The organism is Psychrobacter sp. G (assembly GCF_000418305.1).
Classification (GTDB): domain Bacteria; phylum Pseudomonadota; class Gammaproteobacteria; order Pseudomonadales; family Moraxellaceae; genus Psychrobacter; species Psychrobacter cryohalolentis.
This window is the reverse complement of the sequence record NC_021661.1, coordinates 463,349-476,694: the sequence shown is the minus strand read 5'-3', so window position 1 is coordinate 476,694 and position 13,346 is coordinate 463,349. Positions and strand designations below refer to the sequence as shown.

The following is a 13,346-nucleotide window of genomic DNA, read 5'->3' as shown; positions in this document are numbered from 1 at the left end:
TAAAAATCACAGACATAAAAAACCCGTTAAATAAATAACGGGCTTTTTTATGCTTGATTGCTTCTTATGTCAAACAATCTATAAGTACTGAGCAAAAACAAACTCAGTACTTACTGCATTTTAAAACTTACTTGTTAGCTAGTGCTTGAGTTGCAGCAACTTCAGCAGCGAAGTCTTCTTGCTTTTTCTCAATGCCTTCACCGACTTCTAGACGTTTGAAACCAAGTACTTTTACGCCTTCAGCTTTTAGTACGTCACCAACTTTTTTCTCATTGTCCATAACGTATGGCTGACGTAATAAAGTAACTTCTTCTAGGTACTTACGTAGACCACCTTCGATCATTTTTTCAACGATGTTGTCAGGCTTGCCAGACTCACGTGCTTTTGCTTCAATGATGTCTTTTTCGCGCGCTAATAGATCAGCAGCGACGTCTTCATCAGCAACAGCAACTGGGTTGAACGCAGCGATGTGCATAGCAAGATTTTTACCAGTTTCTGCACTGCCGCCTTCATAAGATACCACTACGCCTATACGTAGACCATGGCGGTATGCAGCAATGTTAGCGCCTTCAAGTACTTCAACACGGCGGATTTGGATATTCTCACCGATTTTTTGTACTAGAGATACACGTGCTTCTTCAACTGTTTGACCATTGCCATATGGCAATTCAGCAATAGCAGCTACGTCAGTCACATTGTTTTCTAATGCAAGGTTCGCAACTGTTTCTGCAAAGGCTGCAAAATTTTCATCTTTTGCAACGAAGTCAGTTTGGCAGTTCACTTCTAGCAAGAATGCTTTGCTGTCGCCTTGAGCGATGATGATAGCGCCGTCAGCTGCGATGTTACCCGCTTTTTTAGCCGCTTTTGCTTGACCAGATTTACGTAGGTTATCAATGGCAGTTTCGACATCACCGTTTGATTCTTCTAACGCTTTTTTACATTCCATCATGCCAAGACCAGTACGGTCACGCAATTCTTTTACCATTTTGGCAGATACTTTTACTTCTGACATAAGAGTTACCTTTTATTATGTAGGTGAGCATTATTATATATGGGAGTGCACAATATCTAAACGCACTTGAATTCTGTATAGCGGCTTAACAACGCCACTTTAACAAATCCGCTTTAACAATAAGGCATGACGAGTAATACTACATCATGCCTATTGTTTGTCTTTATGCTGTCTATACTATAAGTCATGTTATATGGCTGTTAATAGAAAAACTATCAAGGCAGCCTTACAACATTAAACCATATCACTCAGCGATTTATTCTGCTGGAGTAGCAGCTTCTTCAGTTTGAGCATCAGCTGCTTCTTCAGTAGCAGGTGCTTCTTGCTCAGCTTTACCACCAGCTTGAGTTTGTGCGTATTCTTTACCGGCGATGATTGCATCAGCCATAGAAGTTACGTACAAAGTCACAGCACGGATAGCATCATCGTTAGCTGGGATGATGTAATCAACGTTATCAGGGTTAGAGTTAGTATCAACGATACCGATAACTGGGATACCTAGGTTCTTAGCTTCTTTGATAGCGATTGCTTCATGATCTACGTCTACAACGAAGATTGCGTCAGGTAGACCGCCCATGTCTTTGATACCGCCCAATGAACGCTCAAGTTTTTCCATATCGCGAGTACGCTCTAACGCTTCACGCTTAGTAAGCTTAGCGAAAGTACCGTCTTCAGCTTGTTTTTCTAGCTCTTTTAGACGATTGATTGATTGGCGTAGTGTTTTCCAGTTAGTCAACATACCACCTAACCAGCGATGGTCAACGTATGGCATGCCAGCACGTGCTGCTTGCTCAGCGATAACGCCGCTAGCTGCGCGCTTAGTACCAACAAATAATACTTTGTTTTTCTTAGCAGCTAAGCCATTAACGTAAGTCAATGCTTCGTTGAACGCTTTTACAGTGTGCTCAAGGTTAATGATGTGAATCTTGTTACGAGCACCAAAAATATATGGACCCATTTTTGGATTCCAAAAACGTGTTTGGTGACCAAAGTGAGCGCCGGCTTGTAATAGGTCGCGCATTTCGATTTTGGTTGGATTCTTTGTAGCCATGTTAAATGTCCTGTTGGTTGGGTTATGCCTCCACATCACAAAAACTGCCTATCTAGCGACACGCATCTGCTATGAGTTAGGTATATCAATAAAGTACCTAGCCGTGAAGCAAATTAATCAAGTCGCCAAACACCCAGCAATTCTTTGCCATGATGTGTGTGTCATTGGTTGATGGGTTGGTTAAAAAAACTGAGCTACGATTTGAACGTACAGAATACTATATGATAAAAAATAGCTGGGCTGTATTTTATCATATAACGCTTAGTCACTGCTAGCGCTATTATAAGGTTTAAGTGGATGATAATGCATAAAAAAAACGACGGTGAGACGTCGTTTTTTAATCAATTTAGAATAAGATTAAGCGATACTAATACCGATAACTGCTTTATAGCCTCGCCACGTAAATGGCGTGACATAGCTTTGGCGGTCTTTTGGCAGATAAGGAATACTGGGTATCCCTTCAATAATCTTAGGAGGTGAGATAATAAAATCGGCACCAAACTCGGTGCGAGCGTTACCAGAGATGGTATTTGCCATCTCACCTAACAAGTCTTTCATCATCGTCATGGAAGAGTCAGGCTCGCCCATCACTTTGATAACTTCACGCAACATATTGCTTGGGGCACTGACATAGACACAGCCTTCAAGCGGTCCAGATATTTTAATCATGCCACTATAATCATAACCAACAGCATTTTTATTACTGTTTAGGTAAGGCGTATCAATGACCACTGCCTCAGCATCAATCTGCGCAAAAAATGCACTGATTGAACTTAAAAAGACGCCTAACTTTTCTACATTAACCATAATTGTTCATCGTCCATAGTTATCATCACGGGGTTGTGTATTCAATCTTGCAAACAAACCACAATCTCTCCGATTTGACTGCGCCAACTCACTGGAATGATAAAAGAACGGCCACTTTTAGGCAAAATGATACTTTGCGGCGAGCCTTTAAAGACAAACGGGACAGAGATATGAAATTCTGGACCAAACTCGTGACGGGCATTACCCGAAACCGTATTGGCAACCTCGCCTGCTAAATCGACCAGATTGTCCTCACCTTTATCTATCTCGCCCATACTGTCTAGAATACTGCTCAATAACGCTGTGGTCGCCGTAAAATAAACCACCCCTTTTTGCACCCCTGATATACCGATGACGCCCGTATAATCATGGACTTTTGGCTGTTGGTTTTCTAACAAGTAAGGCGTATCGACCACCAACTCATCATTACCAAACTGAGTAAAATAGTTGGTAATGATACTCACAAAAATTTGTAAATTTTGCTCTTTCATAATGTGTGTTCTTTAATAAGGTATTTATTAAAATTATTGGACAATATTAGTCTTGTACCAACTCATACAAAGACTCTACCAGCTCTTCTTCTGAAAAAGGCTTGCACAAGAACCCACTCGCGCCCAATGATAACGCTTCAATGCCAGTAGATTTGTCAGACAAGGCTGAGACCACCAAGATACGAACGTCAGGGTCGATAGCAATGATTTTTTCAATACATTCAAGACCGTCCATTTGCGGCATGGTCAAATCCATGGTCACCACATCTGGACGATGAATATTGAACTTTTCAAGCGCTTGAACCCCACTGGTTGCCGTAGCAACCAACATGAATTGACCCGAGTCATAAGCGCGCTGAATACGGTTTCGAATAATATTTGAATCATCGACGATCATTAATTTATACATAGATTTTTTATTGTCCTTAATTACGCAGCAGGCAAGGTGATGACAAAACGAGTCATTTTCCCAAGCTCAGTATTTACATTCAGCTTACCGTTGTGCTCTTTGACCAACGCCTTGATAACGTCTAAGCCCACACCGCGACCGCCATCTTCATCGGCATGTTCTTTGGTCGAGAAACCAGAAGCAAACAAGGTTTTGAGCAGATCACCATGAGTCATCTGACTTGCCTCTTCTTGCGTGAAACGACCATCAGCAATCAGCTTATGACGAATGCCTTCATAATCAATACCTTGACCATCATCTTGCAGTGCGATGATTAAGTTTTGACTGTCACGTTGCATCTCTAAATCAATGCTACCGATGGCAGACTTGCCCGCTGACTGACGCGCTTCAGGTGATTCGATACCATGTACCACTGCATTACGTAGCAACTGAATACTGATTTCTTTGATCGGTTGTTTGAGACGTTCAGGGATGTTTATATGTGCTAAATTATGGCCGTTAAGCTGTATTTTCTTGCCTTGTCTAACAGCAATATCTTTAGCAAAATCTTGGTAATAAGATAGATGCTCGTCATCGGACTCATCGCTCAAATCGATTTCATTACCGCCATCGACATTTATGTTAGTGGTAGCAACGTCTGCTACTTGAGCTTGGACAACACTTGGTTGTGGTGCAGTCTTTACTGGCATTACAGGTTTTGCATTATTATTAGCTTTTGGAGCTGCCTGATTGATACGTTCACCTAGCGTTTCAATGGTATTCGATAGGCTCAATAAGTCATCCAAATGCACGGCGAGCGGTAAGAAGTTATTACCCGACAGCTTGCCTTGATTTTGCAGCGCATCAAGCTTATCTTCAGCATCTGATGCGATTTTGGTAAAGCTATGCAGTTTAAGCGCAGATGCCTCGCCTTTTAGGCTATGCATTTCACGATAAATCGCTTTTAGCTTACCCTCGAGCTCAAATTGCGAGCTACCAGGATTTTTCAGGATATTGTTCATCTTATCAATGTGAGCTTTGGTATTACTAATAAACTCATTAATAATTTTTGGATTCACGTTTAAGATGGTCGTCAACATCTCAATCTGCATATCATTTTGCGAGCGTTCTTTTTCTAGGCGTTGCTCTAAATAAACGGCATCTGAGACGTCATTGACGTTGACCAAAATACGGGCAATGTCTTTATCTTCATAGACGCGTGAAAACTTAAAGTCTAAGAAGCGACTGGTCGTACTCTCCTCTCCAGACGCATTGTGTAACATGACTTTATGCAATGGATTTAAAGAATCAACCAGCTTTTCTTTTACGCGTGGGTTGTACAATTGCTCGATAAACTGGCGGGTGGTTCTCAAATCTTTGTCTGAGATACGGCCACGCAGTACATCGGCAAAGTTTTCTCCTGCCAACCTATCCTCACCAATAATGCCGTTAAGCGCGCGAGAATGCTGCTGACCAATATTCAAATCCTTATCCAACAAGAACAGGCCGGTATTAACCGTTTCCATAATTTCTTGCGTTTCACGACGAGCGGCCAACGCTTCAGCATCTGTATCACGCAGACGACGTACAAAGAAAAATACGAAAATTAGGAAGTAAGCAAAAATAGCTGCAACCCCTAATACCTGAATGAGGCGGATAGTGTCTGCTTGGCGTTCAGCGTTAATAAACACTTCATCGGTGAGCTGGTCTAACGAATCGTTTATCAGGAGGCTTGAGGTTTTTGCCTGTTCAACCGCTTGAATCAATTCATCAGATGAATCGACCATGATGTTGTCAGCGTCTTTAAGGTAAGTCTGAATCTTAGGCTCTAAAAGTAACCACTGCTCATTCGCCGCAGCGACTTTGGTTTGAGAGTTATTATTAATCTTCGGTAAGTCATAGCTTTTACCATCGACATCGGTATTTTCACCACCCTGTTCAATGGCAGTGATAGAGCTAGTAATAAGCGCTGTATTTTGCTCCAAACGTTCTAATACTCGTTGTATATGCGGCGAGTTGGTGTCTTCACCGTAACTGCTATCCAAGTCAAATAAGTCTTTAATTACCGCTTGGGCGCTATTAGCAACTTGGTTGGTTTTATCAATTAAAACTGTATTTCTTTCAAGCAAGCTTGAGGTATAAAAAGTAAACGCTAGCAAGGCGCCAATCAAAGATAAAAATAATGCAATCGAAATAATCAGACTGCGATAGCGCTTATTATCGACATTGTGTGTGGTTGCCATCTTTATAGTCCCTTAGCTCGATTGCTGATTATTTGAAGTACTTTTGGTCGCAGGCTCAGTCGCACCCAGCCATTTCTCTTCAATCTCTTTAAATGTGCCTTTTGCTTTTAACTTGGTAATGCCTTCATTTACACTCTTGATCAGCTTAGTATTTTCTTTTGCCATCAACACGACTTGCTGTGCTGAAGGCGCATCCGCTGCTTCATAAGGGACAATCTTAACTTTATGTTCTGGATAGCCTTTTATAATGTATTGCAAAACTGGCATATCATATAAGAACACATCAGTATTACCTTGAACTAAGTCCTGATAAGCCAAAAATGCAGTAGATCTTGAAACCAGCTCAACTGAGCTGCCCATCTCTTTTAGAGTGTCTTCTTCTTTAGAACCCTCTAAAGTACCTGTTTTTAGACCTTTGATATCGTTTAAATCTTTGATATCAAACTTTCCTTCCAAATACATAATAGTAGCTGGATTGAAAAAGTAAGGCGTTGATAGACCATATCTAATTGCACGATCATCTTTATAAGAAATACCAGAAATAGCTAAATCACGCTTTCCCGATTCCACACTATCGAACATATCCTGCCATGACTCTTTGTAGAATTCGACTTTAAAGCCTTGCTCTTCCCCAATGGCTCTAATCGAATCGACATCAGTGCCTTGCATGTTGCCATAATCATCTTGAAATGAGAAAGGCGGTAAATCACCAGTCATTGCCACCTTTAATGTCGGTGCTGTAGCAGGAAGTTTACTGACAAAATTGTCTTTATGTTCCGTTACTGTTGCGCCAGCTGCATTAGCGTTGTCTTGGGTAGAAGAATTTCCACACCCAAATAAGCCTACACTCAATATAATCGGTAATGCTCGATATAATAGTTTCATCTCTTATCCTTAAGCCTCAATTTTATTCAAAAAATCAATTTTAAAAACAATTCTGTAAGTTTAAGAAAGGTATAAAAAACACTTAATTACAGAAAATTACCTTAGATAATAATTGAGCAACTCAGTCATTGCAATCACTTTGTTTTGTCAAGACAAACAATTGTTTATATATAGCTATAAATGTATATACAATATATAAATCAGGTTCAAGATTTTTATCTATCAAGCTAAGCGTACTGAGGCTTGTACCAAAAATAGATATTATTAACAATGAATAAAAAAAGCATAAAAAAAAGCATTCAGACGATGAATACGTACTGAATGCTTTTTTAATTATAAATATTAATAAATAGAATTTGTCAGTTAATTAATCTGCATTATCTAAATCCAAATTACGGTCTATCTGCCAAATTAAATAGCAACCAAGACTCATCAGTGCAAACATCGCGATACCGATTTTCAGTACTGGATTGACGGGGAATAAGTTTAATAACAATCCACCAAAGATACCTACTGAGAACATAAGCGAGCCTTGTAGCGCACTGGCCATACCAGCACGGCGCTTTTGAAAAGCGAGCGCAATCGCTGAAGCGTTGGGCTGTGTCAAACCTAGACCTGAGATACAAAAGAAAATACAGACTAAGACCAATGGCAACCAAGCATCCGTGCCAAATACAATGCCGAGGATAAATAGAGCCCCTGCTGAGATGACCTGCATCATCGCACCAAAACGTAAAATACTCAAAATACGGAAGCGATTGGTCAGCCATTGGTTAAGCTGCGTCAATGCCACAAAGCCTGCGGCATTCATACCAAAGAGCCAGCCAAAATGTGTGGCTGACATACCATAGGTATCCATGATAAGTTCAGAGGCTGAGCTGATATAAACGAACATTGCGCCCATCAATAACCCGCCGCCAATCGCCGGATAGTTAAAGGTGGGATCTCTAAGCAAATCCCAATATTGACTGAGTATCTCTTTGGCAGGACGCACAGTGCGGTTTTCTTCGCTAAGGGTCTCAAAAAAGAAAAATTTGGTCAGTAATAAATTTAACGTGCCAAAAGCCGCCAAAAACCAAAAGATAGAATGCCAGCTAAAATACTGCAAAAATACTGCGCCAAGTGATGGTGCTAGTATCGGCGCTAAACCCATTACCAAAATCATGATAGAAAACGCTTTTGCCGTTTGCTTAGCGGTTAGACGGTCTCGAATCGCAGCACGGGTAACGACTGCGCCGACGCAAGCACCGAGCGCTTGCAAGGTACGACCAGCGAACAACACGTATTCATTGTTGGTGGTTGCACAAATAATAGAGGCAATCACATATAAGACCATGCCTATATATAAAGGCTTGACGCGGCCAACGCGGTCACTAAAGGGACCATAAAACAATTGACCAAATACCAACCCGACAAAGTAAGCAGGTACGGAGTTTGCCATAAAGGCAGTCGAGACACCAAAGTCATCCGCCATCGATGGTAACGCTGGCAGATACATATCAATAGATAAAGGTCCTACCGCAACGATAAGACCCAGCATCATAATCCATGCGACAGGTAAATCGGCAGAGCGCACGCGGTCAGCAGCAAGCGGTTTATTAGGAAGGGGGGATTTTGGAGCAGACATAGTTAAACCATTTGATCTAGTGATTGTTATTTTATTTTTATCGACGAACCGCTACGCAAGCAGACAGTCTTATATCGCACTGTCTGCCTATATTTCAATAGAGGTATCACGTTAATAAAACAAACTTTAATCAATAAAACAATGGTTCGTTTGAAATAAGATGAAGTCATTTAAAACAATAAGCTATCTAAACTGTATTAACGGAACTGGCGCTTGCCAAATACAGTACTGGCTTGCTTCGCTTTTCTAAGGGCAAGTTTACGATTGCGCCCGAACATCATCTTTAATTGCCAGACTTTTTCTATATATAAAGTAGTCGCAGATTGTTCAAACATGGCATTGATAACGCGTTTACTTGCCAGCACAGCATCTGGTGACCGTTCAGCAAATTCAGCGGCAAGTTGCTGCGCTTGCTCAAGTGGCGTCTCACTGCAATGACTGACCAATCCTAGCTCTTTGCCCTGCTCTGCACTAACGATACGGGCTGTCATTGCCAGCTCTTTTAGGATATCAGCGCGTACCACGCCAAAACCAGATTGCGTCAAGCCCATATCTGGTACTAGTCCCCATTTAGCTTCCATAATAGCCAATTTACAATCAGGATGGCTGATACGAATATCACATGCCAGCGCCAGCTGTAAGCCTGCACCGATACAATATCCTTCAAGTACGGCAATGACAGGTACTGGGACATCACGCCATACTAAGCACACGCGCTGAAATGAGCTTTGCCAAGGTTTGATCAACTCCCATAGCGCAAAAACTTGGTTTTTGGGGTGATTTAAGTCGCCCAAATCTATTCCTGCGCAGAAGGTGCCTTCAGCACCATTTAAAATCACCGCACGTATCGTTTTGTCTTTACTGATGCGACCGGCTACCGCAATCAACTCTTCGACCACTTTAAAACTCATGGCATTTTTTTTCTCAGGTCGATTGATTGTCACGGTTAAAATATCATCAGTCGCGCTAACTTGCAGTGTTTCATATTGGTAGGTGGCGATAGTGTGCATAATCATCCTTAATAATTGAAATAATAGCTTATATATAGAGTGATATTAACAGCCTTGCCTATCTCCTACCTTATCAATAACTGACTGCCACGATATCGTTAGCTCTTAGTATCATAAAACTTTTCCTTAAATCATTTTCCAAGTCATATCGTTTTCACTTAGACGATGGTAATTAAGCTGCGGATAAGCAGACAAATCAAGCGTTTGCAAATTATTCAAAGCGGTTAATAAAGCCTCATAATAAGGCTCTAACATTGCAAACTGTGCAGGCGTGGTATGTTGGATATTTAATAAACACTTATCTTCTAAATCTTGGCTGGCTTGGCGCAGTTGTGGCACGCCCGTATAACGACTGCCGCCCAATATCCGATGAGCGATTTGCGCGAGCATACTGCGATTTTGTGCCTCCCACGCTTGCGTCAATGCTTGTTTTTCCTCATTAATGGTATCAAGCATCATAATGATTAGCTTTGCAGCAAGATCTGGCTTATTGGCTGATCGCGTCAATGCATCTTGCCAATCTAGAATATCCAAGGTATTAAATACAAAAGCATTTAAGTTATTGTCGTTTTGCAGATACATAGTACTGACTGATAGTTCATCTTTATTATCATCGAGCGTTTGAATAGAACGCGTACCAAATGCCGCCTGCCCTTGTTCTTGAAAACGCAAGTTTTCATAGCGTGGCTGCGTTTCGCGCAGGTTTTCACGCCGATAGTCTTCACGTGGTTGACTGTCACGCAGGTAGTCATCACGGATTTTTTTCAGTGACAGAGGTCGCTTCACTCTTTTTTCATTGCTCATCTTGGTAGGTTTATAACTCTGAACCTGCTCGCTTCGAACCATTTGATAGGTAGGCGGCGCTGCATTTTTAGGCGCAGACGAGGAAGGTTGCAGCATCATATTTGGTACATCAGAATTTTGAGCGTCAATGGTTTTTGAGTCTAATACTTGTAAGTCACCTGCTATGCCAAGACCTTGTGGATACTCATCATTTTCTGCCGTTAATGGTGATGACGACGCATTACGCCCAAGCCATTTTTGTAATACTTGTAGCAGCTGCGGCTGGCTAATAGGCTTACCGACATAATCATTGATACCACTAGCGACTAATTTATCCCGCTCGTCTGCCAGCCCATGTGCAGTCAGTGCAATAATGGGAATATGACTATCTGCTGCTTCAATCTTACGGATTTGTCGCGCCGCCTCATGCCCTGACATACGTGGCATTTGAATATCCATAAAGATAAGATCGATCCTATCTTTAGGTTGTGCGTTACCCTTTTCTTCTGTCGTTACGTCTTCGATATGTAACGTGCTAACCGCTGATTTACTGACATCATCTCGCGTGACCGCTTTTGAGATTTGAGTTTTTTTCGACAGGCTTTGTTTTTCAGTTTTGGTAGCTTTGATATTTTTCGCTTGTTGTTTACTGATTAGCTCTATCGCATCAAATCCGTTACTGGCCGTAATAACATGAATACCAAGCTCGCTCAGCAGCGCATCAAGCACCAGTAAGTTTGGCAAATGATCGTCAACTGCCAATACGGTAACGCCTTTCCAACGTGGTTCTGCCATCCCAGTAGGTACACTACGCTTTTGCGTATCTAGCATGGCATACAACTGTCTCTTGTCTAATGGCTCATACAAAATATTGGCATGGTAACGATTGAGTAGTGCTTGATCAGCGGCAACTTGATAACCAAAGACGGCCAGTTTACCTTGATAATGTAAACGAATTTGCTTAAGCAGCGCCATCATATCGTCTTGGGTATCATCATCAACGATGACCCAGTCCCAATAGTTACCACGCTCTTTTAACGATTCAAGCAAACCTGGCAAAGAGTTGGCTTGGGTTAGCTTAATAGGCAAATGATGCAGACTAGCTTTCAGTACTTGTATAGACGCGGTATGGTTAATCCAAATAAGAACGTTAAATTCATCGGTTGCACTTGCCAATGGTGCCAATACAGGCAGCTCAATGGTTTGTCCTGTCGCTGCCTCTACCACATCAACATGGGCTGGCATACGAAACCAAAACGTCGCGCCTTGATTGGAAATATTCTCTTGCATATTGTCATAAAAACCAATATCGCCGCCCATCAGCCGTGTTAATTGTTTAGAGATGACCAGACCCAATCCTGTGCCACCATATTGACGCGTGATGGATGGATCTCCTTGACTAAAGCTTTGAAAGAGCATTTTTTGATCAGACAGCGAGATGCCTTTACCACTGTCTTGCACGCTAATCATCAAATAATTGTCTTGATAGTCATCTAAGCTGACACGCACCACCACGTCACCGCTATCAGTGAATTTAATCGCATTACCAACAATATTGGTTAGTACTTGTTTGAGGCGCAGCGCATCACCATTGATACGCATTGGCACATCGTTGTAAAACAGTACCGCCATGCGCAGACCTTTTTCTGCAGACACCGGCGACAGCATATCGACCACATCATAGATAGTGTCATAAAGATCAAACTCATGGCGGTCTAGTACCAACTTGCCCGCTTCGATTTTAGAGAAATCAAGCACATCATTGACCAATGCCAATAAGTGGGCGGACGATTTGCGAATGGTTTGTACATACAAGTCTTGCTCAGGATTGAGCTCACCGTGACGCGCGAGCAAATTAATAAAACCATCAATACTATTGAGCGGCGTACGCAGCTCATGACTGATATTGGCTAAAAACGCTGATTTGGCTTGGCTGGTAGAAATTGCCGCATCACGCGCATTACGAATAGAGATGTTTTGCATCTCCATCTCATCAAAAGCAAGACGCAAATCATCTTCGGTCTGCTCCGCATGTTCTTTCAGCTCTTGAAAACTAACATATAAACGGCGTAATGTTCTCACCAAGTCTTGTTGTAATAGATTTAGTTCACCATTCGACTCAACGGGGATAGGCTGATAAAGATTATCGACGTGAGTACGTTGTAATTGCAGCCGCAGCTCATAAATCGGCGCAATCCAACGTTTTGAATAAATGTTTAAACTTAGTAGTAGAATTAATAACGTAAACAAACCGGTAATCACCAATGCCATAGCGATACGATAGCGCGCAATATAAAGCGGCTCACTATCCATATCGACTAATAACCACAGTGTTTGACCCTCAAATTCACCTAATATACTGCCGTAAGCGGTACCGATAGGAGTGGATTTTTGCGCTAAAAAACGCTCTGATGGATCGATTGCAGGCCACACCTCTTCCGTACCATAGCCAACTGTCGCAAGTATGTCGTTGCTCTGATTGACAATAGCGATACGCTGAACATGTTGCTCTGCCCGCATACGCCTGAGTTTATCTTGGATACCTTCTAACTTTGCAATCGCAGCTTGCGAGACTTTATTATTATTGTCATTAGCATTTTCATTATTATTTTCTGAAGTCTGTATCTTGGCAGCATCTTGCTCTAATAGCTCAGGTATTATCTCTGCAATCGTAGGTGAATAGCGGATAAGTACCGCCTCAGCCAACACTGCTTGCTCTGAATTACTGGCACGCATGGTTTCATAAAACACCAAGATACCGCCCACTGCTGCGAGTAAACAGATGGGCAAAAATACCAATATGACCAGCTGACCATAAGCACTACTGGTATCAAAACGTTTTTTGTGAGCCATACTGGGCACCATCTCCACTACTGTTTTTGTTACTGGCATTTTATAATGCTTTGACTGACCGCTTAGGTATCATCTATTAACGACTATATAGCTTATGATTATCTTAACAGGATTCCATTAGCCGCTGTTAGACAATCATCGATAAAGCTATCTGCGTTAAGCGCCATCAAAAACAAGATGATACAATGTCGCAAAT

General features: G+C 41.8%; 10 protein-coding genes. All 10 read right to left on the bottom strand.

What is annotated here, in order from left to right; translation table 11 throughout:
* Positions 1-127 precede the first annotated feature (127 nt).
* The gene (tsf, locus tag PSYCG_RS01980) at positions 128-1,012 is read right to left on the bottom strand and encodes a translation elongation factor Ts (RefSeq protein WP_011512758.1); all 885 of its coding nucleotides are present in this window, start codon (positions 1,010-1,012) and stop codon (positions 128-130) included.
* Positions 1,013-1,268: 256 nt separating this feature from the next.
* Complete coding sequence (gene rpsB, locus PSYCG_RS01975) at positions 1,269-2,063, bottom strand: 30S ribosomal protein S2 (protein ID WP_011279657.1); 795 nt, start codon at positions 2,061-2,063, stop codon at positions 1,269-1,271.
* Between the two features lie 357 nt (positions 2,064-2,420).
* A complete protein-coding gene (locus PSYCG_RS01970) occupies positions 2,421-2,870 on the bottom strand; it encodes a chemotaxis protein CheX (RefSeq protein WP_020442731.1) in 450 nt (149 codons plus the stop codon).
* A gap of 41 nt (positions 2,871-2,911) precedes the next feature.
* On the bottom strand, positions 2,912-3,361 hold the full coding sequence (locus PSYCG_RS01965; protein WP_020442730.1) for a chemotaxis protein CheX: 450 nt from the start codon (positions 3,359-3,361) through the stop codon (positions 2,912-2,914).
* 46 nt (positions 3,362-3,407) lie between these two features.
* Positions 3,408-3,770 (bottom strand): response regulator, encoded by a 363-nt coding sequence (locus PSYCG_RS01960; protein WP_011512755.1) that lies wholly within the window; start codon positions 3,768-3,770, stop codon positions 3,408-3,410.
* 20 nt (positions 3,771-3,790) lie between these two features.
* Positions 3,791-5,992, bottom strand: a complete 2,202-nt coding sequence (locus PSYCG_RS01955) for an ATP-binding protein (RefSeq protein WP_020442729.1) — start codon at positions 5,990-5,992, stop codon at positions 3,791-3,793.
* Positions 5,993-6,004: 12 nt separating this feature from the next.
* Positions 6,005-6,877: a transporter substrate-binding domain-containing protein gene (locus PSYCG_RS01950; RefSeq protein ID WP_011512753.1), complete on the bottom strand. Its 873-nt coding sequence runs from the start codon at positions 6,875-6,877 to the stop codon at positions 6,005-6,007.
* Positions 6,878-7,244: 367 nt separating this feature from the next.
* Positions 7,245-8,504, bottom strand: coding sequence for a multidrug effflux MFS transporter (locus PSYCG_RS01945; protein WP_020442728.1), 1,260 nt, complete (start codon positions 8,502-8,504; stop codon positions 7,245-7,247).
* 197 nt (positions 8,505-8,701) lie between these two features.
* On the bottom strand, positions 8,702-9,514 hold the full coding sequence (locus PSYCG_RS01940; RefSeq protein WP_011512751.1) for a crotonase/enoyl-CoA hydratase family protein: 813 nt from the start codon (positions 9,512-9,514) through the stop codon (positions 8,702-8,704).
* Positions 9,515-9,640: 126 nt separating this feature from the next.
* Positions 9,641-13,150, bottom strand: coding sequence for an ATP-binding protein (locus PSYCG_RS01935; RefSeq protein ID WP_041772405.1), 3,510 nt, complete (start codon positions 13,148-13,150; stop codon positions 9,641-9,643).
* Between the last annotated feature and the right edge of the window lie 196 nt (positions 13,151-13,346).